The organism is Lentibacillus saliphilus, from assembly GCF_019093865.1.
Taxonomy (GTDB): Bacteria; Bacillota; Bacilli; order Bacillales; family Amphibacillaceae; genus Lentibacillus_B; species Lentibacillus_B saliphilus.
Map to the genome: position 1 here is coordinate 235,883 of NZ_JABJXD010000001.1, position 22,797 is coordinate 258,679.

Consider the following 22,797-nt stretch of genomic DNA (forward strand, 5'->3'; position numbering starts at 1 on the left):
TTAGTTATTTTCCAGCATATATTGCGTCAACAGGCGCAAATGATTTCCGGTGATATGGTGTAACACCTTTTGAGTGAAGCGTATTTAAGTGATGCTTTGTGCCATATCCCTGATTTGCAGCGAATTGATAATCTGGATATTCTTTATGTATGTTAGACATCATTTGATCTCTAGTCACTTTTGCTAAAATACTAGCGGCTGCGATACTAACGCTTTTACAATCCCCTTTAATCAACGATTCAGATGAAGCTGTGAGATTGTTTAACGGCACAGCGTCTATTAGAATATGATCTGGCTCTGGGTCAAGTTGTTCTATTGCCCGAGTCATCGCCAATTTAGTTGCTTCATATATATTAATCTTGTCAATTGTATCATTATCAACTGCTGCAATGCCGTAGCTTATGGCTTCTTGTTTGATCGTATCATAAAATTCACGCCTCGTCGCAGCCTTTAACTGCTTTGAATCATTTAATCCGATCAATCTAAAATCCTTTGGTAAAATAACAGCCGCTGCAACTACGGGACCAGCCAGAGGACCTCTCCCTGCTTCATCAACTCCAGCGACATATTGGCATCCACGATCAAAGGAGGCCTTTTCATAAACACACATGTCCTCGAATTGTTTGCATAGTTGCTCGTGTTTAAACTGTTTTTTTTCATAACTCTGCACCAACTTCTGAACACCTACTCGTTGATCGCTCTTCAGTTCTTGAATGATGGTTTGGTCGATGTGAGATTGTTCCAGTAGTTGTTTAATCTCAGCAATTGTTTTCTGTTTCAATATTGTCACCTTACTTTCTTTTTTATCGGATCATGATCCTTTTAATTGAAATAAAAAAGACACCCAGCCTCGGATGCCTTTTATCTAGGTACAGACTCTAATGTAATTCGACCGAGTCGGCCTGCTCGCAAATCACGAAGTACAATGTCAGCAACCTTATCAAAATTCACCTGTCCGCCACTTTCTAATGCGCCTCTCTGGCGTCCAATTTGATTGAATAGTACCCACATATCTGTTTCATCATGATTGATGTCATAGCGTTCCTGAACAATTTCTGGATAATGTTTTTGCATATGCTGTATGACAAATGCAGCAATATCCTGAAGCACCAGCAGTTGATCTTTAATTGTTCCGATAGCTGCTAGCCGATAACCGACAGTTTGGTCTTCAAACTTAGGCCATAAAATACCAGGCGTATCGAGCAGTTCGAAATCTTTTTTCACTTTAATCCACGCTTGTTTCTGAGTAATGCCAGGTCGATCTCCTGTTTTTGCGATTTTTTTATTTGCAAGGCGATTAATTAATGTCGATTTACCAACGTTTGGAATTCCAACAATCATCGCACGCATTGCCCTAGGCTGAATACCTTTTTTTATGAGCTTGTCTACTTTATCTTGACTCACTTTTTTCGCCAATTGTATGACGTGTTTAATATCTTGTTTGTCATTGACATTAACTGCAATAACGTGATGCCCTTCGTTTGTGAAATGATTGATCCAGCGGTCGGTTTCACGTGCATCGGCTAAATCTTTTTTCATTAATATAATCATTTTTGTTTTTTGTTGTAAAACGTGCTGCAACATCGGATTTTGTGATGACAAGGGTACACGTGCATCAACAAGCTCAATCACGAAGTCAACGAGCTTTAATTTTTCTTCTACTTCTCTTTTAGCTTTCGCCATGTGCCCTGGATACCACTGAATTGGCATATTTATCTACTCTCCTAATATCCGTAGCCGGTCAAACGGCCAATATATTAAATTCGTTTTGCCGACAATTTGATCTCTTGAAATCACACCTAACATTCGACTATCTGTTGAGTTGCTTCGATTATCGCCTAAAACTAAAAAATGATCGTCAGGTATGACGTCGTGCTCACCTGGGATTTCTTCCAATGTGAAGTTGTTTTCTAAGATCGGAAAGTTTTCACCCTGTCCTTGATCTATGAATGGTTCTTCTACTCGGTTACCATTTATATAAAGGACATTGTTCTTAACAGCAACATGTTCACCTGGTAGACCGATTATGCGTTTAATAAAATCCTTTTGCTCTGAAGCGTGAAAGACAACAATATCAAATCGCTTTGGATCGTTGACTCTGTATGAAAATTTATTAACAATCATTTGATCCCGGTCATGTAAAGTAGGCTCCATTGAAGGACCGTCTACGATGATAGGGGTGAAAAAAAACGTTTTTATTACAAAGGCAAGTACGACAGCAATCAAAAGCGCTTTTATCCATTCAAGCCAATCGTTTTTTAATTCATCCATACACGTTCCTCCGAATCAGCTATTATGTATGATATATAATCCGCTTCATACAACATTTAATACACCTACACATTTGGTTAAACAAAAAAGGAGCTCCTGCATTTAGCCTGGCTCCTTTTCTGATGAATTGCTTGCTTTTATCACGCTTGTTAACGTTATTGAAACGACTAACGGCGTTCTTTAATACGAGCTGCTTTACCGCGCAAGTTACGTAAGTAGTAGAGCTTAGCACGACGAACAATACCGCGACGTGATACTTCGATTTTTTCGATTCTTGGTGAATGAACTGGGAATGTACGTTCTACACCTACACCGTAAGATAATTTTCTTACAGTAAATGTTTCACTGATTCCACCGTTTTGACGCTTAATTACAACGCCTTCAAACACCTGAATACGTTCGCGTGAGCCTTCGACAACTTTCACGTGAACTTTTACAGTATCACCCGCGCGAAACTCAGGATGGTCTGTACGCAGTTGTTCCTGGGTAATTTCTTCAATTAACTTCTGCATCCTGTTTCACTCCTTCCAAACCAATGTTCTTATTCTATTGAACAGCGGAACATCGTTTATACGTCTTAAGCACATTCGCTTAAGCACATCATTTAATATATCATAAAGAGATTCAACATTCAACTATATATTTAGTGCGCAATCTCTTTATTGATGACTATTTTTTTGTCTTAATTTCTTTAAGTGATTCTGATCTTGTTCCGTCAGCTCATAGTGGTCTAATAGTTCTGGTCGCCGTTCATACGTTCGGAGCAAAGATTGCTCTTTACGCCAAGCTGCAATATTCTCATGATGACCTGACATTAGAACATCGGGCACTTTCATTCCGCGAAAATCTGCTGGCCTCGTATAATGAGGATGCTCAAGAAGTCCTGTTGAAAAAGAATCTTCTGGTGCTGATGCTTCATTCCCTAATACATCAGGAAGTAAACGAGCAACACTGTCGATCACAACCATCGCACCTAATTCACCACCGGTTAATATATAATCACCAATGGACAATTCATCTGTTACAAGATGGGTCCTAATACGTTCATCATATCCCTCGTAATGGCCGCAAATAAAAATGAGGTGATCTTCTTCCGCTAGCTCTTCAGCTTTTTGCTGTGTATAGGGTTCGCCCTGAGGACACATTAAAATGATACGTGGAGTACTTGAATGCTCCTTTGTTATAGCATCGACGGCATCAAAAACTGGTTGTGGTGTCAACACCATCCCAGCCCCTCCACCATACGGGTAATCATCTACCTTGTTATGCTTATTCGTCGTATATTCTCTAAAATTAACGAGGTTGTACGTTAACTTTTGTTTGTCCTGGGCATTTTTTAATATCGAATGATTCATCACACCCGGAAACATGTCAGGAAAAAGCGTCAATATATCAATGTGCATTAATCTAGCATTCCTTCCATTACGTCAATTGAAATACGTTTATTAGGTACGTCAACCACTTTAACAACATCTGCAATATAAGGAATAAGGACATCCTTTCCTTTCTCGCGTTTAACGACCCAGACGTCATTTGCACCAGGTGATAAAATTTCTTTGACCGTTCCAAGTTTTTCTTGTTCGGTTGTCCATACATCACACCCAATAATATCATGATAATAATACTCCCCATCCTCAAGCTCCGTCAGTTGGGTTTCTTTTATCGTAAGTTGTACACCTTTAAAATGCTCAACATCATTAATGTTATCGTACCCTGAGAAATGAAGGATATCAAAGCCTTTATGAATGCGATGTCTATCTATTTCGAGTCCAACATGCGTACCATCATTCATAACAGCGTAAACAGTATTACCGACGTTAAAGCGATCTTCAAAGTCTGTTATACGAACAACTTTAACGTCCCCCTTAATCCCTTGTGTATTAACAATCTTCCCTACGTTATACATATTTTCCATCATTATGTCACCTACTATTCGTCAATTCGAATCACAACATCGTCCTTAATTACAATTTTCGATTCTTGCATCCGTTTGCTCCAAAGCATGCCTTCTTCTACTTCAACAAGCGCGTCAACTTCTCCCTCTGTTATTTCCGTCCCCGTTTTAAGTTCCTCTAATTGATCAATTTTAAAATCAACCAACTTAATCTTTTCTTTTCGATTTTTGATTTCCTGTTGGAAACGGGCAGTAATTTCTTGTTTTTGAAGATGCTTTTTACTCTCCATTTTTCTCTGTTCAAATAAAAGCTGTTGACATTCTTGTTCAAGTCGCATTTTATGGGCATTAAAATCATCACGTAATTTTGCTCGACTGTCTTCTGTAATAACATGTTTGATTAAGACTTTTTTTATGAGCTTCATATGATCACCCTTCTTCACCAATCTAATCGTTACACACCATCATCATAGAGCTGTGTAATGAGCAAAAGGGAAAGGCGGTTTCCCCCTTTCCCTTTCTTTACATAATATCCAAATAAATACGCTTGTCCCTATTCGTTTTCGCTGCATAAACAACCGTACGAATCGCTTTAGCAATTCGTCCATTCTTTCCGATGACTTTCCCAACGTCGCTTTCATGAACGGTGAGATGATAGACAACTTTTGCATCTTCTTCTTGTTCTGTTACAACAACGCTCTCTGGGTGGTCAACCAGAGACATTACAATGGACTCAATTAGGGCCTTCATGGATATCACACCACTCTAATTAGTTTTTTTGATCGTGGAATTGTTTCATGATGCCTTGCTTTGAAAATAGGTTGCGAACTGTATCGCTTGGCTTTGCACCTTTTGACATCCAATCCACTGCTTTTTCATTGTCGATTTTAACTTCAACAGGATTTACAACTGGATTATATGTGCCAATTTGTTCAATATAGCGACCATCACGTGGTGAACGGGAATCAGCTACAACAATACGATAAAATGGATTTCTTTTTGAACCCATACGCTTAAGACGAATTTTAACTGCCATTATTATTGCACCTCCATTTAATTGTTTTTCACAAGTTTAGATTCTAACAGATATTTTCAAGTCTGTAAAGTGTTTTTACATTACATGAACGGAAACTTCATTCCTTTTCCTTTTTTACCTTTTTGCATTCCTGTCATTTGCTTCATCATTTTCTTCATTTCACTAAATTGTTTAAGCAAACGATTCACTTGGGCAACGGTTGTTCCAGACCCTTTAGCAATTCTCTTTTTACGGCCAGCATTAATAATGCCTGGCTCTTGCCTTTCTTTCTTTGTCATTGACTGAACGATGGCTTCTACGTGTGCCAATTGTTTCTCATCAATTTGGGCATTTTTGAGCCCTTTCATTTTACCGGCGCCCGGAATCATGTCGAACAATTCATCAAGTGGACCCATTTTTTTGACCTGACCCATCTGTTCAAGGAAATCATCGAAGGTAAACGTCGCTGTCCGCATTTTTTCTTCTAATGCTTTTGCTTGTTTTTCATCGACATTCGTCTGTGCTTTTTCAATTAACGTGAGAACATCACCCATACCGAGAATACGAGAAGCCATGCGTTCCGGATGAAATGGTTCTAATTCATCTAATTTTTCACCCATACCGGCAAATTTGATCGGTTTACCTGTGACAGATTTAATTGATAATGCGGCACCACCGCGTGTATCACCGTCAAGTTTTGTCAATACCACACCAGTAATATCAAGCTGATCGTTAAAATGATCAGCAACATTAACGGCATCTTGACCGGTCATGGCGTCGACAACGAGAAAGACCTCATCCGGTTGAATGGCTGCCTTCATCTCTTGTAATTCATTCATTAACGTATCGTCAACATGAAGACGACCAGCTGTATCAACAAGGACATAATCTTGATGGTCTTTTTTTGCTTGTTCTACAGCTTCCTTTGCGATATCAACCGGATTGGCATCTGTTCCCTTGGAAAAAACAGGCATACTTAGTTGTTCACCCAAAGTTTGCAATTGGTTGATCGCAGCTGGGCGATAAACATCACACGCAACGAGCATAGGTGTGCGGTTATGTTTTTTCCGTAGGTGATTAGCTAGCTTTCCGGTCGTCGTCGTTTTACCTGCACCTTGCAAACCAACCATCATGATGACTGTTGGTGGGCGATCAGCGACAGCAATTTTACTTTGATCTCCGCCCATGAGCTCTGACAATTCATCTTTTACAATTTTAATAACCTGTTGGCCTGGTGTCAGACTGTCCATCACTTCAGTTCCAACAGCTCGTTCCTTTATTCGATTAATCAAGCTTTTAACAACTTTAAAATTAACGTCGGCTTCAAGAAGAGCAAGCCGGACCTCGCGTGTCATTTCCTTAACGTCCTGCTCACTTACTTTACCTTTTCCAGTTATTTTTTTTATTGTACTTTGCAGTCGGTCGGAAAGTCCTTCAAATGCCATGGAAGGTATCCCCCTAATCAATTTCTTTTAGTTTTTGAATCAGTTCAAAGGCGTCACCACTGTCCACGTATTCCTCAAGCTGCTCAAATAATTTCAATCGTTCTTGGAATTTGGCGTAGAGACAGAGCTTTTGTTCATATGTTTCAAGCATTGCTTCTGTTCGTCTAATATTATCATATACCGCTTGCCTAGATACGTTCAAAAGCTCGGATATTTCACCTAAAGAGTAATCCTCTAAATAATACATTTCCATATAATTACGTTGTTTGGGTGTGAGTAATGATTGGTAGAAATCAAGTAAATAATTTATTCGTGTCGTCTTTTCTAGCACGTCATCCACCCCTTGTTAAGTGAAAATCCTTTACAAAAGAATAACATGATTAAACATCTTCTTCAAGCATATCAGCAAATAAACCATAAACAAATGCATGTGCATCGAATGGTTGGAGATCTTCAATCTGCTCTCCAAGTCCAACATATTTTACAGGAATGTCTAGTTCATGCCTGATCGCCAAAACGATACCACCTTTTGCTGTACCGTCGAGCTTCGTTAATACGATACCCGAGACGTTTGTAGCTTCAGAAAATGTTTTTGCTTGGCTCAATGCATTTTGACCTGTCGTCGCATCCAGTACGAGTAATGTTTCGTGGGGCGCTCCAGGGATTTCCCGTTCAATAACACGTTTTACTTTGGCTAACTCATTCATCAAATTGACTTTATTTTGTAATCTCCCAGCAGTGTCACATATCAACACATCGGCTTTTCTTGATTTTGCTGCCTGAATACCATCAAAGATAACAGCGGCAGGGTCACTACCTGCTGTTTGCTTAATGACATCTACTTCAGCACGTTCACCCCAAATTTCCAGTTGTTCAATGGCTCCAGCACGAAACGTATCACCAGCAGCAAGTACAACACGTTTACCTTCTTGCTTAAGCTGATGTGCCAGTTTTCCAATTGACGTCGTTTTTCCCGCTCCATTCACACCCACAACGAGAATAACAGAAAGCTGATCTGGGGCTGAATTTAAAGTTGCAATCTCTGGTTCATCTTCACCATAATAAATATCAACAAGTTTTTCAGAAATAACATCTTTTACAGCATTAGAATCCTTTATGTTACGCCGCTTAACCTCAAGCTTTAATTCATCAATCAGATCCATGACGGTCATCACACCGACGTCTGCTGTAATAAGAAGTTCTTCTAGTTCTTCAAAAAAATCCTCGTCTACTTTACGATACCGCGCCAATAGATTGTTCAGTTTGCCTGAAAGCGTCTGACTCGTTTTTTTCATACCGTCTTTATATTTTGTTGTAACTTCTTCCTGTTCAGGTTGTTGAAATTTATTTTTCAGCTTTTGGATAAAACTCATCTGATCTTCCTCCTTAAGACGTTACAAGTTCTGCTGTATCTTCTAATCGAACTGAAACAAGTCTTGATACACCCGATTCTTGCATCGTAACACCATATAAAACATCTGCTTCCTCCATCGTTCCTTTGCGGTGTGTAATGACGATAAATTGTGTATCAGCACTAAATTGTTTAATATACCTTGCGAAACGAACAACATTTGCCTCATCCAGCGCAGCTTCAACTTCATCAAGCACACAAAACGGAACTGGTCGAACCCTTAAAATAGAAAAAAGTAATGCGATGGCAGTAAGCGCCCGTTCTCCCCCAGAAAGTAACCCGAGATGTTGCAATTTCTTTCCTGGAGGCTGGGCAATAATGTCGACACCTGTGTCTAACAAGTCATCCGGTGTCGTTAGCTTGAGTTCAGCATGGCCACCACCGAATAATTCCGTAAAAACGATCGAAAATTGCGCTTTAATCTGATTGAATGTCGTATCAAAACGGCGCATCATCTCTTCATCCATTTCATCAATCACTTGATACAATGTTCCTTTCGCTTCAAGCAGATCATCACGCTGTGTTGATAAAAATGTATACCGCTCTGAGACGCGTTCATACTCTTCAATTGCACCTAGATTAACAAAGCCTAAGTGATCAATAGATTGCTTTAATGCTTGGACCTCTTTTTTTGCTTCGTCCACATTAGCAGACTTAGGATATGTTTGTTTTGCTTTTTCGTACGTCATCGTATGATCTGTTTCAAGTTGTTTCAGTCGTGTTTCAAGCTCTACATCATGACGATTGACTTGTACCTCCGTTTGCTGAAGTGTATGAAGCAAAGACTGATGCGCTTTGTTCGCTTCCTTTAGTTCTCTTTCTTCGTCTTGCAACAATTGCGTCCGACGAAGCCGCTCATCACGTTGTTGCTTAATGTTTTCTGTAATGCTTTGTTTATCATTCTGAATGGAAGCAATTGACGAATCAATGTCGGATTCCGTTACTTCAGAGTCTTTTAAACTTAGAAGTTCATCTAGTTCCTGTGAAAATGTTTCGTACTCTTCTTCTAGATCTCGTAACTGAGACTTCAGCGCGTCAGTCTTATCGTATTGGTTGTCAATATGAGCCGCTTGTTCTGCAAGCTGAACTTGTGCCGTATGCAGCTCTTGTTGGCGCCTTTCTCGATTGTGTTCAATATCGTTCTTGCGTGCATTTAAAGTATCAATATGCTCTTGGATATTGACAAGCTTAGCTTGTATTGTGCTTAAGTTATCTGACAATGTAGCCGCTTTCTCGTCCATTTGGTTAATATCATCACCAAATTGTTTTTGATCTTGATTAAAATGGGTGATGCTTTGCTTCGATGCATCACGCTTCATAATTAACTCTCGATAGGCGCTTTGCAATTCTAGAAGTTCTGACTGTTTTTCTGACAGTTCTTGCTCAAGGTCACGAATGGCGGCTTCTGTTTGCTGTACGTTTGCCTCTTTTTGACTAACAGTTTGTTGAAAAGCCTTTGCCCGCACTTCATAATCTTCAAGTTTTTTAGCAATGGTCGTCAATTCCTTGTCTCTCGTAAATAGGGAATGGTTTGATTGCTTTTTCGCCCCCCCAGACATCGAGCCGCCTGGATTAACGACATCTCCATCTAAGGTGACAATTCTATATTTGCGCATCACTTTTCGAGCGAGGTCATTCGCATCTTGCAATGTCTCGGCAATAATAACATGACCCATTAAGTGATCAACTGCTTTTTGGTATACCGGGGAAACTTGAATGAGTTCTGCTGCAATACCGATATAGCCTTTATGTGACCGGATATCATTAATCATATTTTCAGCTATATATCGGGGTTGAATCGATGACAACGGTAAAAATGTTGCTCGTCCATTATTCGTTTTCTTTAACCAGTTAATGGCCGTTCGAGCTGCTTGATCATCTTTAACGACAACATGCTGTGCCTGGGCACCGAGTACAGTTTCAATTGCTGTAACATATTGTTCTGGCACATCAATCAATTCGATCACGGCACCATTAATATTCGATAGATGATGTTCGTCACGGGCTTTTAAAACGGATTTTACACCATGAAAAAAACCTTGAAAGTCTTCCTTCATACTTTCTAGCATTTCTTTTTGCGATTTAAGCTTTTCTAGCGTACGAAATCCTTTATACAATGTCGCTTGTGCCTGTTGGAATTGCTCTCTGTATTGTTTCACATCAGCTTTTAATTTCTGCAGATGACTATTTTTTGTATTATAGTCGTTTTCTCGCTCCGCATGGCGTGCTTCTGCAAGTTCAACCTGTTTTTCTAATTCTTCACTTTTTAAAATTAGGTCATGATATTTTTCATCATTATGATCTTTTTTGTGAAGCAATTGTTCCTTTTGTTCAGCAATGGACTGCTGTTCATTGCGGATGACAGCTTGTTCATTTAAGTATTCAATATACTCAGCTTTAGCATCTTCTATTTCATCATTAATTTGCTCTTCTCGAGAAGATAATAATGCTTTAAGCTCTTTCACTCGCTCATTTGTTTCTCGTTTTTCTGTTTCAAGTCGTTGAATTTCAGCATTTGCTGCTTGCAACTGATCTTTTATTTCAGATATCCGTTTTAAAGCGGCCGCTTTTTGCGCTTCCAATTTTGTTTTGTTTTCTGAAAAATGTTTAAGTCGTTCCTGTAACACTTGTTTTTTTCCTTCATATTGTTCAAGTGATTGTGTAACAGAAATCAGTTGATTTTGCATATCTTCAATGGCTTCGTCAAGCTGCTTAAGCGCAGTCTGTTCCTGTTCGAGTTCTGCTTCTCTTTTTTGTATGGATGTACTCAATGCAACTTCTTTATCTTTATGTTGTTCAAGTTCCTTGAGTAATGCTTGCCATTCTTCATGAAAATGATCAATTTCAGTAATTAAAAGTGATATTTCTTTTTCATCAAGGTCTTTTTTATATGTGAGGAACGTTTGCGCCTTTTCTGCCTGCTCTTGTAATGGGTCAACTTGCTGTTCAATCTCATGAATAATATCTTCAACACGATTTAAATTATCTTGTGTTTCATTTAATTTAAATTCAGCTTGTCTTTTCCGTTGTTTATATTTTAAGACACCGGCAGCCTCTTCAAATATGACACGACGGTCTTCTGCCTTAGAGCTTAAAATTTCTTCAACTTTCCCTTGACTAATAATCGAAAAGGCTTCACGTCCAAGACCTGAATCCATAAATAAATCAACAATATCTTTTAAGCGACACGATTGCTTGTTTATGTAAAATTCACTTTCTCCCGAACGATAGACACGGCGTGTAATACTAACCTCATTATAATCAAGCGGTAACGTGTGGTCTTCGTTATCTAAAACGAGCGTGACGTCTGCAACATTTAACGGTTTACGTGTATCACTACCTTGAAAAATGATATCCTGCATTTTGGAGCCACGCAGCGATTTGGCCGACTGCTCACCGAGTACCCATCGAATCGCATCAGTAATATTGCTTTTGCCACTGCCGTTAGGTCCGACTACCGCCGTTACCCCAGGGACAAACTCCACATTGATGCGTTCTGCAAAAGATTTGAATCCTGCACTTTCCAGTCGTTTTAAATACATATACATTCTCCTAGCTGCGTGGTCAAACGATATGAGTTTAATCGTTCATCTTAATTAACATTTGGTATTTTAACGCATTTATTTTATCATAAATAGAACAACAAAAGAAGTATGGCTGGGCTATACTGTTGTAATCTTTTAAAAGCGAGGTGGGGGTTTATGAATCTTGAGCGTCCGAACGAACAAAATCTCAAGTATATCTTAGAGGATTTAACAAAGCGGCTCGGTGTTGTGAATCGTTCTCTTATGGATTATCAGGACTATGATTTGTCCAAATATGATGATTTGAAAATGATGTATGACATTGTGAAACGAAAAGGACAATTGAGTACTTCTGAAACAGAGGCATTCGTCAATGAGTTGAGGCACGTACGAAAATAATAGTATTTTGATAAAAACGGCTGGCTGCAAATTGATGTGACCAGCCGTTTCCGTTTGAGATCACTTTTGAACACGCGGGTGTATTTCAGTGAACATGTTAGCACGTTGTTCGCAATCAAGAAGCGTCAGTCCATTTCCAGAACGTGTCAAAGCCTCTATTCACCACCCTAACGCAATGCGTCTAAAGCCTGCTTTGCAGCTCTTTGTTCAGCTTCTTTTTTTGAGCGTCCAGTCCCTGTCCCAACGAGCTTATTATTAACCTTAACTTCCGTAACAAACTCGCGATCATGAGAAGGTCCGATTTCTTTTACGATATCATACGTCACAACTTGATGTTTTTCTTGCTGCACAAATTCTTGTAGTTGACTTTTGTAATCCATCACATGCGAAAAAGCACCTTTGTCGATCTTAGGGAAAACGTAATGCTCAAGAAATTGGAGTGCAACATTAAATCCACGGTCTAAATATAAGGCGCCCAAAAAGGCTTCAAATGCATCAGCCAACAAGGCTGGTCTGTCTCGACCTCCTGACTGTTCTTCACCTTTACCTAATAAAATATAGTCTCCAAAATGCAGTTCGCGGGCAAATTTTACTAATGATGCCTCACATACAATTGCGGCGCGTAATTTAGTTAAATGACCTTCTTCCATAGATTCATTTTCTCGATATAAATATTGACTTACACCAAGTTCAAGAACCGCATCACCTAAAAATTCAAGCCTTTCGTTATCTGCATACCGGACATCGCGATGCTCATTCACATATGATGAATGTGTAAATGCCTGCTTAATTAAGCTGGCATCATTAAACTGAATATTAATTGCTTGTTGTAGCTTTTCAATGTTCACAATACTGTCACCTCCTTGCTGATCATATACAGAAAGCCCCGCTTCTGGCGAGGGCTTTCCCCAATGTTAGGATTGGCTGTTTATGTAATTTACAGCGTCACCAACGGTATTGATTTTTTCTGCTTCTTCATCAGCAATTTCCATATCAAATTCATCTTCTAATTCCATAACGAGTTCTACTACGTCCAATGAATCTGCATCAAGATCATCCTTAAAAGAAGCTTCCATTGTAACTTTTGACGCTTCAACGTCGAGCTGGTCAACGATAATATCTTTTACGCGATCAAATACGTCTGCCATGTTGTCACCTCCCTTCAAGATACTAAGTTAGCCATATTGATGCTTTACAAGCCTACATGACCATGCCGCCATCAATATGGATTGTCTGCCCTGTTACATAATCGGCATCAGGCGAGACTAGAAAACGCACAACATTTGCCACATCTTCTGGTCGTCCCAGTTTGTTCAAAGGTATTAGTGACATCATATTGTCTCTTTGTTCTTCAGATAAAGCATCTGTCATATCTGTAGAGATAAAGCCTGGTGCAACTGCATTAACAAGAATGTTTCGTGACGCAAGTTCTTTTGCAGTTGTTTTTGTCAATCCAATAACGCCTGCCTTTGCTGCAACGTAATTAGCTTGTCCAGGATTTCCACTTACACCAACAATCGAAGCAACATTGACAATTCTTCCGCTTCTCTGCTTCATCATCTGTCGTGTAACAGCTTTAGTGCATAAAAAGACACCTTTTAAATTCGTGTTAACCACGTGATCAAAGTCTTCTTCAGACATACGCATAATAATATTGTCTTTCGTAATGCCTGCGTTATTCACAAGAATGTCTAAACGACCAAATTGTTGAATGACTTCTTTGACCATATTCTTCACAGACGCTTCATCTGTGACATCAGCCTTTATTTTAAAGGCAGAAGCGCCCATTGCCTTAATTTCTTCAACAACAGCTTGTGCTTTCGCTTCATTTCCTGCGTAATTCACTGCAACATTGACCCCTTGACGTGCTAATTCCAATGCAATCGCACGTCCAATACCACGTGATCCACCTGTCACGAGTGCGTTTTGACCTTTTAGCATGCTTACTCCCCCTTGTACCAAGCTAAAAATTGTTCTAACGATTCTGGATCCTGGATCGCATAAGTTGGAATGCTACGATCAATTTTTTTAATCAGTCCACTTAGCACCTTTCCATTCCCCACTTCAACAAAAGCATCAACACCTTGTTCAATCATATGATTTATCGACTGTTCAAATCGAACAGGTGAATAAAGCTGTTTGATTAATAAATCTTTGATGGCTTCTTTTTCAGTTGTTGGCTCAGCCGTAACATTCGCATAAACTGGGATGCTTGCATCTCTAATTGTTAACGCGTTTAATTGATCAGAAAGGGCGGAATTCGCCTTCTTCATAAGCCTAGAATGAAATGGTCCGCTCACATTAAGAGCCATGACCCGTTTAGCCCCTATTTCTTTTAACCGGTCAGTAGCTTGATCGATCCCTTTTTTTGTTCCAGAAATCACAATTTGGCCAGGACAATTTAAGTTCGCCATATCCACGACCTCATCTGTCAACTCATCAAGCACCGCTTTCACTTGATCTTCAGACAAGCCAAGTACAGCTGACATCGCGCCTTGCCCGTCTGGATATGCCGCCTCCATGAGTTGGCCACGTGCTTTAACTAATGGTAGCGCCTCATCAAGCGGTATCGCACCAGCCGCAACAAGAGCACTATATTCCCCCAAGCTATGACCAACTGCCATAACCGGTTGAACACCCTCTTTAATGAGCATCGTGTGTGCAGCAACACTTGATAGTAAAAGTGCCGGTTGTGCGTGTTCAGTCTCTGTCAATAATTCTTGTGGACCATTAAACATTAAATCCGACAGTTTATAGCCAAGTAAATCATCTGCTTGTGCGTACATATCCTGTACATTGGCGAATTGATCATAGAATGCTTGTCCCATTCCTACTTTTTGTGAACCCTGACCAGGGAACATAAAGGCAACGCGCTTCATCCATCATCCTCCTTATTTAACTCCAACGATTCAATCGTCGTTTTTATTGTATCCGTTACGTTATGATCAACCATGTGACACGCTTGTTTGATCGCGTTAAAAACCGCTCTCCTATCAGATGATCCATGCGCTTTAATGACAGGTGCTGATAGACCAAATAATCCGGCACCGCCATATTCGGAGTAGTCGAGTTTATTTTTTAAACCTCTAAGATCATTTTTCACTAAAGCAGCTGCCACTTTTGTTTTCATAGATGACATAAATGTATCTTTCAGCATAGAAAACATTGTCATGGCTGTGCCTTCAAGTGTTTTCAGCGCAATATTACCGCTAAATCCGTCAGTTACAACAACATCCGCGGCACCAGATAGTATGTCACGCGCCTCCACATTTCCGATAAAATGGATTGGAGCTTCCTCTAAAAGTGCGTATGCTTTTTTTATAACACTGTTACCTTTTCCCTCTTCAGTCCCAATATTCAACAATCCTACTGAAGGCTGCTTGATGCCTCGGACTTTTTCCGCATAAATAGATCCCATAATGGCATATTGCACCAAGTGATCTGCTTTTGCGTCTACATTGGCACCGACATCTAAGAGCAAAAACCCATTACCATCAATTGTTGGTAATGTAGGACTAAGAGCCGGACGCGCAATTCCCGGAATACGTCCTACGACGAATAGACCCGTGCTCATTAAGGCGCCAGTATTACCAGCAGACACACACGCATCTGCACGCTTTTCTTTAACCTCTTTAGCCATGAGGACAATAGATGCATTTTTCTTTCGTCTCACAGCTCGAACCGGTTCATCCTCTCCCGTAATCACTTCTTCTGTATGAATGATGTCTATATTTGCTACAGATTCTGGTAATAAAGGGCTGATTTTATTTTCATCCCCAACAAGGGTAATATGTAAACCTTCTATTTTGTTGATGGCATCCAGCGCACCAAGTACGATTTGATTTGGTGCATGGTCACCACCCATTGCATCAATTGCCAGTCTCATTGGATGACTCTCCTTTTTGTTCGTTTGACCGGAACATAGTAAACACCCCGGAAAATACGATTTCCTGGGCAACATAGCTGTCTACACGGACGATTGTATGTCCTTTAACCGTTTTACCATCTACAATTGCTTTAGCGACAACGCGCTCACCTTCAAAAACTTGACGCATAAATTTCAATTCGGACTTTGCCGTTAAAGCCAATTCGTCATTGATAACAGCTACAGCTAGAGAATTCGCTTGCGCAAATAAATGATGTCCCCTAGCAATTTTGTTTCGTGAAAACACGTGCTCACCTTTAATTTCTAGAATTGAAATCGCACGTTCATCTAATTCCAAATCGACAATTTCACCAATTACCTCTTCTAAAGGAAGGGCTTTAACCGTTTCATTCCAATGGTTTGTTGCCACAGATTTAATACGCTCTCTAAGCTCAGGTATTGACAGTTCCATTCGATCTAACCGTATTGTCTGAATGCTGACCCGAAATTTTTTGGCGAGATCCTCATCGGTAATAAACGGTGTCTGTTCAATTGTCTCTGCTAACTGTTGTTGTCGTTTAGATTTACTTAGTTTCATGATGGCACCATCCGTCCAGTATCATTCGTTAAATACGCTCATTATTTAAAATATATTTATGACTAGATACTAATAGTAGTATATAATATCAAGCTTAATTACACAAGATGCAGTTAGTCCATTTTTTTCGTGACAGCGAGCTCCGACTCAATATAAGCTGCCAATTTGCTATAAGCAGGATCTGATTCGAGCAGTCCATTATGGACAATTTCAACAGCATCAACACGTGCTGTTTCAAGCGCTCGATAGTCATGAACCATATCAGCTACTTTAAATTCGGGCATACCGCTTTGTTTCGTACCAAAAAAATCACCTGGTCCCCTTAGTTTTAAATCTTCTTCAGCCAATACAAAGCCGTCGGTCGTCTCGGTCATAATTCGCATCCGTTCTTTACCCACTTCACCTTTAGGATCAGCAATCAGAATACAATGGCTTTGTCCTTGTCCACGCCCTACTCGACCACGGAGCTGATGCAGCTGTGACAAACCAAATCGTTCAGCATCATAAATAACCATAACTGTCGCATTAGGAACATTAACACCAACTTCGATAACAGTTGTCGAGACGAGAATTTGAATGTTGTTCGTGCTAAACGCCTTCATAATACGTTCTTTTTCTTCTGTATGGAGACGACCATGTAACAATCCTACTTGAATAGGTTCTGGATAAAATTCCGACAGCTGTTCGTAAACATCAACCGCATTTTGAATATCTAACTGATCGGATTCTTCAATCAACGGACAAACGACATAAGCTTGTTCCCCTCTTACAATATGTTTACCAATGAATTCAAGAACACGAGGGAAATGTTGATCTGTCACCCAGTACGTTTCAACCTCTTTTCGTCCTGCTGGCATTTCATCTATGATTGATACATCCATGTCACCGAAAGCAGAAATGGCAAGTGTCCTCGGAATCGGGGTTGCCGTCATAAACAGCACGTCTGGCTGCCAGCCCTTATCACGCAAGGTACGTCGTTGTTTCACACCGAAGCGATGCTGTTCATCGACAATCACAAGTCCTAAATCATGAAAAAATACGTCGTCTTGGATAAGTGCATGCGTTCCAATAACAATATCAACGTCATGGCTTTCAATAGACGAACGAATCAATTGGCGTTTTTTTCCTTTAATAGAGCCTGTCAATAATGCTATCTTTGCACGTTCACCAAACAAGTCCGTTAAAGACAAGAAGTGTTGTTCTGCTAAAATTTCTGTTGGGACCATTAGCGCACACTGTTTGCCGCCTGTAACTGCTGCATAAAGCGCAATCGCTGCAACAGCTGTTTTACCGGATCCAACGTCACCCTGCAGCAAGCGATTCATACTGTATGGTGACCGCATATCTTCCAGAATCTCTTTTAAAGCTCGATCCTGTGCTCGCGTCAAGCTGAAAGAGAAGGATTCGATAAAATTATGTAACGCAGTTTCTTGATATTGATGTGATATGCCAGGAGTAGCTTCACGATGCATTTTTTTAACGTACTGCATCTTGAGTTGGAATAATAAAAACTCTTCATACACAAATCGTCTGCGAGCATGTTTGAGCTTATACCTCGATTCAGGAGCATGCATCGTTCGAACAGCTGACTTTCTCTCTGGCAGCTTGTATGCATGTAAGTAAGACTCTGGTAGTATTTCTACAATATCATTTGAAAAATGGTCCAGTGCATATGTGAGTGTTTTTTTTAATGTTCTACTCGTGATATCGCCTTTAATAGAATAGACTGGAGAGATCGCTGCATCATGCTCATACCGACCCTTTTTATAAGTGCTAACAGTAATTTGTAAGCGATGAGCATCCCACTTACCAGTTAATGTTACAGTATCGCCCGCCTGCAGTTGTTTTTTGGCAAAAGCCCGATTAAATAATACCGCCTTCACCGAAATACCCTCTACGTTTAAAGTGAAAACAAGGCGAGATTTTTTACGACCAAAAAACGTTAATACAGGATCATATAAAATGGTCCCTTCAATTGTTACCTTATCATCATGAATCAATTCACCGATCGGTTTGACCTCGAATACGTCATACCGATAGGGAAAATAGAATATCAGATCTTCAATCGTTTCAATACTTAGCACGTGTAAGGCGTCAGCGAGCTTTTCGCCAACACCTTTAATCTGACGTACGGAATCATTCAACATAACAGATCCCCTTCTTATCCAATCGCTCCAAAAATTTTATCCTTAAGAAGGCGTCCAGTTGGTGTATCAGCAAGACCACCTTCTCCTGTTTCACGCAAACTCGGATGCATTTGCTTTCCAATTCGGTACATCGCACCAATGACTTCGTCACATGGTATCGCACTCTCAACACCCGCAAGCGCCATATCCGCAGATACAATTGCGAGGGATGCGCCAGCTGCATTTCGTTTAACACAAGGAACTTCTACAAGACCTGCGACTGGATCACAAACGAGTCCAAGCATGTTTTTTAACGTAATCGCAAAAGCTTCGGCAGATTGTTGTGGTGTGCCACCTGCCATTTCAACAATCGCAGCTGCTGCCATCGCACCAGCTGACCCTACCTCAGCTTGACAGCCTCCTGCAGCTCCTGAAATACATGCATTATTAGCAACGACAAAACCAAAAGCACCGGCTGTAAACAAATATCTAATCATTTGTTCCCGTGTCGGATTTAATTGATGCTTCACTGCAAACAATGTCCCTGGTACACATCCTGCACTTCCTGCTGTTGGGGTTGCGCAAATCGTGCCCATTGCAGCATTCACTTCATTTGTACCCATTGCTTTACTGACTGCATCGAGTAACAGCGGACCTGATAACGGTGTGTGTGTCGACATATAATTTTGAATACGCACCGCATCGCCACCAGTTAGCCCCGTAACAGATGTGACTCCTGCCAAACTCTCTTCAATTGCTTTTTCCATAACGACAAGGTTTTTATCCATTTCTTTCATGACGTCGTCACGCGTTTTATTTTTAACATCCATTTCTTGACAAATCATAACCTCAGAAATAGATATGTTGTTCTGTTCTGCTAATTCTACTAACTCTTTCACTGTTCGGAACATGTGCACTTCCCCCCAATCAGTTTGAAATGTTTGCGATATTTATAATATGCTCAGATGCCTTTAACGCCTCAAGTACATCTGAATCGGCATTTTGATCAGTCTCTATGACCATGAGCGCGTGTTTTCCCACGTCTTTTCGATTCACTTCCATATGACCGATATTAATTTCGTACTTTGCCAATATTTGCGTAACGGAAGCAATCGCACCAAAACGATCGTTGTGCATAATTAAAATAGCAGGATGATGACCAGAAAGACGGAGTTCAAATCCATTTAATTCTTTTACCTCTATCTTTCCACCACCGATTGAAATCCCTACAAGCTCCTGTTGTTTATCACCTTTACCAATAATAATACGAGTTGTGTTCGGATGTGGTGCTTTTCCCGCTTCTTCTATGAACTCAATTGAAAGCCCTTTTTCTTTCGCTATATCAAGTGCTTGACTCATCCTCGGATCGTCGGTTTCAAAATCAAGCAAACCACCTGCAATCGCGTAGTCTGTGCCGTGACCTCGATACGTTTTGGCAAAGGATTCATATAAATGGACTTTTGCCCATTCTGGTTCCTGACCAAATAAATGCCGAGCAGCTCGCCCAATTCTTGCAGCACCAGCTGTATGTGAACTTGAAGGACCGATCATGACCGGACCAATGATATCGAAAACAGAATTAAATTTCATTCGTATCACCACCTAAGTTATACTGCTTGCGTTGGCTGTATTATACCAAACATTCAACGCGTACGTATACATTGTACGGGAAAAATTGAGCATAGAAAAGCGATGGTAAAGTGCCATCGCTTTTTTGAAAAATTATTCAACCGAGAAAATATAGGAATAAATTGGTTGATCGCCTTTGTGACGTTCAACTTCAATGTCGTCAAATGTTTCTTCAACATAGGACACGAGCTCGTCCATTTCTGAATCAGACGTATCCTCCCCTTGAAGGATCGTTAATATTTCATCTTCATCGGTAATTATATCATCTAGAAGCGCTTTAACCGTATCAAACTTGCTTTTGTTCGTCGCTTTAATCTTGCCATCAGCAATACCCATGAAATGATCTTTTTCGATTGTCATACCATCAATCTGTGTATCTCTGACTGCGTACGTAACTTGACCAGTTTTAACCGCTCCCGCTGCATCTAGCATATCGTTCCGATTAGACTGAAGATCTGCCTCAGGGTGGAATGCAAGCATTGCACCAATACCTTGTGGGATTGATGTTGTTGGAACGACTGCGACCTCTGCGTCCACAAGCTCTCCAGCTTGTTCAGCCGCCATTACAATATTTTTATTATTCGGCAAGACGATCACTTTATGAGCGTGTGCCTGATCAATAGCGTCTGCGATGTCCTGTGTACTTGGATTCATCGTTTGGCCACCTTCAATAACAACAGATGCACCAAGACTCTCAAACAGGGACTTAATACCAGATCCCATACCAACAGTCACAATCGCATAATCTGATTTCTTTTGTTTGACGGCTTTTTTCTTATTACCGACAATCGCTGTATGCTGTTCACGCATATTTTCAATTTTCATGTTGATTAAACTACCGTATTTTTGACCGAGTGTCATCACTGTACCTGGATATTCGGCATGAATATGTACTTTGACAACATCATCATCTGAAACGACTAGAAGCGAATCACCATGCTCACTGAGCTGCTCACGGAAAGCTTGTTCGTCAAACGGGGTCTCATTCAGCTTATCTGCTTCAAACTTAACCATAAACTCCGTGCAATAGCCAAATTCAATATCTTCTGTATTCATAAAATCTTGAGCTGATTTGTGGTGTTCAGCACTTATCATATCATCCATCGTTACGTCTGATGAGGATTCAGGTAATGCTTCACCTTTTAGCGCAGTCACAAAACCTTCATAAATCGTCACTAAGCCCTGGCCACCTGAATCGACAACACCAACTTCTTTTAAAACAGGTAAAAGATCAGGTGTCCGCTTAAGAGATGCTTTTGCTTCAGCAAGCGTACGATCCATGAGGTTAATGATGTCTTCCTCTGTCTCTGCAACGCTAAGGGCATGATTAGCAGCATCTTTAGCAACAGTTAATATCGTACCCTCTACTGGTTTCATAACGGCTTTGTATGCCGTTTTTACACCATTATCAAGTGCGCTAGCGAATTCCTTTGTTGTAATCGCCTTGTTATTGCCGAGTCCTTTCGAAAAACCACGAAAAATTTGCGATAAAATAACGCCTGAATTTCCTCTTGCCCCCATAAGCAATCCCTTAGCAAAAGCTGAGCCAACATCTGAAATGCTTTCGCTCGCATTTTGCTTTGTTTCATTAGCACCTGAAGTCATTGATAAATTCATATTTGTCCCTGTATCACCATCGGGTACAGGAAACACATTAAGGGCATCTATTTTATCAGCGTTATTGCTTAGATGATGAGCACCAGAGAGCACCATTTGTGCAAACATTGCACCATCAAGTGTTCGTAATGTCACATTTTTTCCTCCTTCACTAAAGGGATCCATTAATCTTTAGCGACCCGTACACCTTGTATATAGATGTTTACGGAATCGATTGATAATCCCAACGATTGATTAAGTGTATATTTTACTTGTGATTGTACGTTATGTGCGACTTCTGAGATTTTTGTACCGTAACTGACAATGATGTACATGTCAATATGCAGGTGGTGATCCTCCTGCCTAACGACAACACCACGGGCAAAATTTTCTTTTCTCAGTATTTCCGCAATACCATCTTTAATTTGACTTTTGGAGGCCATGCCAACAATTCCGTAACATTCAACCGCTGCGCCACCGGCAATCGTCGCAATGACTTCATTTGTAATTGTCACTTGACCATCATTTGTATTCAGTTCAATGGACATTATTATCCTCCTTTAATACCTGCTCCTAATCTTCATAAGGTATTTTACTATATGCAGACATTTTTTTAAAGTGAATCGACAACTTTCATCCCTTATATACAATGTATGATTTTAGTTCGTCTGTCAAGAAGTTTTTCTTTATATTGCATTATAGACAGCCATATGATAAATTAATTAAGGTGAATATGATACATGTAAAAAGTAGGAGGGATGACCATGGCCAGAAAATGTGTTGTTACAGGGCGTAAAACCCGTACTGGAAACCAGCGCTCCCATGCCATGAACGCAAACAAACGCAGTTGGAAAGCAAACGTACAAAAAGTCCGTATTATGGTAAACGGCAAACCAAAACGTGTGTATGTATCGGCACGCGCTCTTAAATCAGGTAAAGTAGAGCGGGTATAATATACGATAATTCATGAACGAAAAAAGCATCCATCAAAAGGGTGCTTTTTTTCGTTAGTAAGCGTTTAGGC

The 22,797-nt window shown here is 40.2% G+C and carries 26 protein-coding genes; 2 read left to right on the forward strand and 24 right to left on the reverse strand.

The annotated features are described in order from the left end of the window. Positions 1 to 4: 4 nt before the first annotated feature. The 13 genes from HPC67_RS01245 to smc all read right to left on the reverse strand — a co-directional run bounded on the left by HPC67_RS01245 (position 5) and on the right by smc (position 11,578). Positions 5 to 790 carry a ribonuclease HII gene (locus HPC67_RS01245; protein ID WP_425514290.1) on the reverse strand — a complete coding sequence of 262 codons (786 nt, stop codon included), beginning with the start codon at positions 788 to 790 and terminating at the stop codon, positions 5 to 7. Between the two features lie 71 nt (positions 791 to 861). Then, positions 862 to 1,710 carry a ribosome biogenesis GTPase YlqF gene (gene ylqF / locus HPC67_RS01250; protein WP_217585624.1) on the reverse strand — a complete coding sequence of 283 codons (849 nt, stop codon included), beginning with the start codon at positions 1,708 to 1,710 and terminating at the stop codon, positions 862 to 864. Between the two features lie 6 nt (positions 1,711 to 1,716). Next, positions 1,717 to 2,271 carry a signal peptidase I gene (gene lepB, locus HPC67_RS01255; protein WP_217585625.1) on the reverse strand — a complete coding sequence of 185 codons (555 nt, stop codon included), beginning with the start codon at positions 2,269 to 2,271 and terminating at the stop codon, positions 1,717 to 1,719. Positions 2,272 to 2,438: 167 nt separating this feature from the next. Then, on the reverse strand, positions 2,439 to 2,783 hold the full coding sequence (rplS, locus tag HPC67_RS01260) for a 50S ribosomal protein L19 (RefSeq protein ID WP_217585626.1): 345 nt from the start codon (positions 2,781 to 2,783) through the stop codon (positions 2,439 to 2,441). 147 nt (positions 2,784 to 2,930) lie between these two features. Further along, a complete protein-coding gene (gene trmD / locus HPC67_RS01265) occupies positions 2,931 to 3,674 on the reverse strand; it encodes a tRNA (guanosine(37)-N1)-methyltransferase TrmD (protein WP_217585627.1) in 744 nt (247 codons plus the stop codon). After that, the gene (gene rimM / locus HPC67_RS01270; RefSeq protein WP_425514291.1) at positions 3,674 to 4,189 is read right to left on the reverse strand and encodes a ribosome maturation factor RimM; all 516 of its coding nucleotides are present in this window, start codon (positions 4,187 to 4,189) and stop codon (positions 3,674 to 3,676) included. The genes trmD and rimM overlap by 1 nt, the downstream gene beginning before the upstream one ends. Before the next feature lie 11 nt (positions 4,190 to 4,200). Next, positions 4,201 to 4,590 (reverse strand): YlqD family protein, encoded by a 390-nt coding sequence (locus HPC67_RS01275; RefSeq protein ID WP_217585628.1) that lies wholly within the window; start codon positions 4,588 to 4,590, stop codon positions 4,201 to 4,203. A 97-nt stretch (positions 4,591 to 4,687) separates the two neighbouring features. Next, positions 4,688 to 4,915 carry a KH domain-containing protein gene (locus HPC67_RS01280; protein ID WP_217585629.1) on the reverse strand — a complete coding sequence of 76 codons (228 nt, stop codon included), beginning with the start codon at positions 4,913 to 4,915 and terminating at the stop codon, positions 4,688 to 4,690. A gap of 19 nt (positions 4,916 to 4,934) precedes the next feature. Then, on the reverse strand, positions 4,935 to 5,201 hold the full coding sequence (rpsP, locus tag HPC67_RS01285; protein ID WP_217585630.1) for a 30S ribosomal protein S16: 267 nt from the start codon (positions 5,199 to 5,201) through the stop codon (positions 4,935 to 4,937). Positions 5,202 to 5,281: 80 nt separating this feature from the next. Next, entirely contained in the window at positions 5,282 to 6,625 is a 1,344-nt protein-coding gene (ffh, locus tag HPC67_RS01290; protein ID WP_217585631.1) for a signal recognition particle protein, read from the reverse strand. Positions 6,626 to 6,638: 13 nt separating this feature from the next. Continuing rightward, positions 6,639 to 6,956: a putative DNA-binding protein gene (locus HPC67_RS01295; RefSeq protein ID WP_217585632.1), complete on the reverse strand. Its 318-nt coding sequence runs from the start codon at positions 6,954 to 6,956 to the stop codon at positions 6,639 to 6,641. 49 nt (positions 6,957 to 7,005) lie between these two features. Then, positions 7,006 to 7,998, reverse strand: a complete 993-nt coding sequence (gene ftsY / locus HPC67_RS01300) for a signal recognition particle-docking protein FtsY (protein ID WP_217585633.1) — start codon at positions 7,996 to 7,998, stop codon at positions 7,006 to 7,008. Positions 7,999 to 8,011: 13 nt separating this feature from the next. After that, complete coding sequence (smc, locus tag HPC67_RS01305; protein ID WP_217585634.1) at positions 8,012 to 11,578, reverse strand: chromosome segregation protein SMC; 3,567 nt, start codon at positions 11,576 to 11,578, stop codon at positions 8,012 to 8,014. A gap of 159 nt (positions 11,579 to 11,737) precedes the next feature. Between smc and HPC67_RS01310 the strand changes: the two genes are divergently transcribed. Then, positions 11,738 to 11,959: a DUF1128 domain-containing protein gene (locus tag HPC67_RS01310; protein WP_217585635.1), complete on the forward strand. Its 222-nt coding sequence runs from the start codon at positions 11,738 to 11,740 to the stop codon at positions 11,957 to 11,959. Between the two features lie 167 nt (positions 11,960 to 12,126). On the opposite strand, the gene rnc is transcribed toward HPC67_RS01310, so the two are convergent. The 11 genes from rnc to HPC67_RS01365 all read right to left on the reverse strand — a co-directional run bounded on the left by rnc (position 12,127) and on the right by HPC67_RS01365 (position 22,321). Beyond that, positions 12,127 to 12,807: a ribonuclease III gene (rnc, locus tag HPC67_RS01315; protein WP_217585636.1), complete on the reverse strand. Its 681-nt coding sequence runs from the start codon at positions 12,805 to 12,807 to the stop codon at positions 12,127 to 12,129. Positions 12,808 to 12,873: 66 nt separating this feature from the next. Next, on the reverse strand, positions 12,874 to 13,107 hold the full coding sequence (acpP, locus tag HPC67_RS01320; RefSeq protein WP_217585637.1) for an acyl carrier protein: 234 nt from the start codon (positions 13,105 to 13,107) through the stop codon (positions 12,874 to 12,876). A gap of 52 nt (positions 13,108 to 13,159) precedes the next feature. Then, complete coding sequence (gene fabG, locus HPC67_RS01325; protein ID WP_217585638.1) at positions 13,160 to 13,900, reverse strand: 3-oxoacyl-[acyl-carrier-protein] reductase; 741 nt, start codon at positions 13,898 to 13,900, stop codon at positions 13,160 to 13,162. Positions 13,901 to 13,902: 2 nt separating this feature from the next. Continuing rightward, complete coding sequence (gene fabD, locus HPC67_RS01330) at positions 13,903 to 14,838, reverse strand: ACP S-malonyltransferase (protein ID WP_217585639.1); 936 nt, start codon at positions 14,836 to 14,838, stop codon at positions 13,903 to 13,905. Then, the gene (plsX, locus tag HPC67_RS01335; RefSeq protein WP_217585640.1) at positions 14,835 to 15,845 is read right to left on the reverse strand and encodes a phosphate acyltransferase PlsX; all 1,011 of its coding nucleotides are present in this window, start codon (positions 15,843 to 15,845) and stop codon (positions 14,835 to 14,837) included. The genes fabD and plsX overlap by 4 nt, the downstream gene beginning before the upstream one ends. Continuing rightward, entirely contained in the window at positions 15,829 to 16,422 is a 594-nt protein-coding gene (fapR, locus tag HPC67_RS01340) for a transcription factor FapR (protein ID WP_217585641.1), read from the reverse strand. Before fapR ends, plsX begins: the two co-directional genes overlap by 17 nt. 113 nt (positions 16,423 to 16,535) lie before the next feature. After that, positions 16,536 to 18,569 carry an ATP-dependent DNA helicase RecG gene (gene recG, locus HPC67_RS01345; protein WP_217585642.1) on the reverse strand — a complete coding sequence of 678 codons (2,034 nt, stop codon included), beginning with the start codon at positions 18,567 to 18,569 and terminating at the stop codon, positions 16,536 to 16,538. 14 nt (positions 18,570 to 18,583) lie between these two features. Next, a complete protein-coding gene (sdaAA, locus tag HPC67_RS01350; protein ID WP_217585643.1) occupies positions 18,584 to 19,459 on the reverse strand; it encodes an L-serine ammonia-lyase, iron-sulfur-dependent, subunit alpha in 876 nt (291 codons plus the stop codon). A gap of 16 nt (positions 19,460 to 19,475) precedes the next feature. Further along, positions 19,476 to 20,138 (reverse strand): L-serine ammonia-lyase, iron-sulfur-dependent subunit beta, encoded by a 663-nt coding sequence (gene sdaAB, locus HPC67_RS01355; RefSeq protein WP_217585644.1) that lies wholly within the window; start codon positions 20,136 to 20,138, stop codon positions 19,476 to 19,478. 132 nt (positions 20,139 to 20,270) lie between these two features. After that, the gene (locus HPC67_RS01360; protein ID WP_217585645.1) at positions 20,271 to 21,929 is read right to left on the reverse strand and encodes a DAK2 domain-containing protein; all 1,659 of its coding nucleotides are present in this window, start codon (positions 21,927 to 21,929) and stop codon (positions 20,271 to 20,273) included. A gap of 29 nt (positions 21,930 to 21,958) precedes the next feature. Further along, a complete protein-coding gene (locus HPC67_RS01365) occupies positions 21,959 to 22,321 on the reverse strand; it encodes an Asp23/Gls24 family envelope stress response protein (RefSeq protein ID WP_217585646.1) in 363 nt (120 codons plus the stop codon). Between the two features lie 216 nt (positions 22,322 to 22,537). On the opposite strand from HPC67_RS01365, the gene rpmB reads away from it, so the two are divergent. Beyond that, positions 22,538 to 22,726, forward strand: coding sequence for a 50S ribosomal protein L28 (gene rpmB, locus HPC67_RS01370; protein WP_217585647.1), 189 nt, complete (start codon positions 22,538 to 22,540; stop codon positions 22,724 to 22,726). Positions 22,727 to 22,797: the final 71 nt, after the last annotated feature.

Bases quoted from the DNA above. Each gene is read 5' to 3' on its own strand.
- ylqF (WP_217585624.1), bottom strand. From the start codon at position 1,710: ATGCCAATTCAGTGGTATCCAGGGCACATGGCGAAAGCTAAAAGAGAA.
- lepB (WP_217585625.1), bottom strand. From the start codon at position 2,271: ATGGATGAATTAAAAAACGATTGGCTTGAATGGATAAAAGCGCTTTTG.
- rplS (WP_217585626.1), bottom strand. From the start codon at position 2,783: ATGCAGAAGTTAATTGAAGAAATTACCCAGGAACAACTGCGTACAGAC.
- trmD (WP_217585627.1), bottom strand. From the start codon at position 3,674: ATGCACATTGATATATTGACGCTTTTTCCTGACATGTTTCCGGGTGTG.
- rimM (WP_425514291.1), bottom strand. From the start codon at position 4,189: ATGATGGAAAATATGTATAACGTAGGGAAGATTGTTAATACACAAGGG.
- HPC67_RS01275 (WP_217585628.1), bottom strand. From the start codon at position 4,590: ATGAAGCTCATAAAAAAAGTCTTAATCAAACATGTTATTACAGAAGAC.
- HPC67_RS01280 (WP_217585629.1), bottom strand. From the start codon at position 4,915: ATGAAGGCCCTAATTGAGTCCATTGTAATGTCTCTGGTTGACCACCCA.
- rpsP (WP_217585630.1), bottom strand. From the start codon at position 5,201: ATGGCAGTTAAAATTCGTCTTAAGCGTATGGGTTCAAAAAGAAATCCA.
- ffh (WP_217585631.1), bottom strand. From the start codon at position 6,625: ATGGCATTTGAAGGACTTTCCGACCGACTGCAAAGTACAATAAAAAAA.
- ftsY (WP_217585633.1), bottom strand. From the start codon at position 7,998: ATGAGTTTTATCCAAAAGCTGAAAAATAAATTTCAACAACCTGAACAG.
- smc (WP_217585634.1), bottom strand. From the start codon at position 11,578: ATGTATTTAAAACGACTGGAAAGTGCAGGATTCAAATCTTTTGCAGAA.
- HPC67_RS01310 (WP_217585635.1), top strand. From the start codon at position 11,738: ATGAATCTTGAGCGTCCGAACGAACAAAATCTCAAGTATATCTTAGAG.
- acpP (WP_217585637.1), bottom strand. From the start codon at position 13,107: ATGGCAGACGTATTTGATCGCGTAAAAGATATTATCGTTGACCAGCTC.
- fabG (WP_217585638.1), bottom strand. From the start codon at position 13,900: ATGCTAAAAGGTCAAAACGCACTCGTGACAGGTGGATCACGTGGTATT.
- fabD (WP_217585639.1), bottom strand. From the start codon at position 14,838: ATGAAGCGCGTTGCCTTTATGTTCCCTGGTCAGGGTTCACAAAAAGTA.
- plsX (WP_217585640.1), bottom strand. From the start codon at position 15,845: ATGAGACTGGCAATTGATGCAATGGGTGGTGACCATGCACCAAATCAA.
- fapR (WP_217585641.1), bottom strand. From the start codon at position 16,422: ATGAAACTAAGTAAATCTAAACGACAACAACAGTTAGCAGAGACAATT.
- recG (WP_217585642.1), bottom strand. From the start codon at position 18,569: ATGTTGAATGATTCCGTACGTCAGATTAAAGGTGTTGGCGAAAAGCTC.
- sdaAA (WP_217585643.1), bottom strand. From the start codon at position 19,459: ATGTTCCGAACAGTGAAAGAGTTAGTAGAATTAGCAGAACAGAACAAC.
- sdaAB (WP_217585644.1), bottom strand. From the start codon at position 20,138: ATGAAATTTAATTCTGTTTTCGATATCATTGGTCCGGTCATGATCGGT.
- HPC67_RS01365 (WP_217585646.1), bottom strand. From the start codon at position 22,321: ATGTCCATTGAACTGAATACAAATGATGGTCAAGTGACAATTACAAAT.
- rpmB (WP_217585647.1), top strand. From the start codon at position 22,538: ATGGCCAGAAAATGTGTTGTTACAGGGCGTAAAACCCGTACTGGAAAC.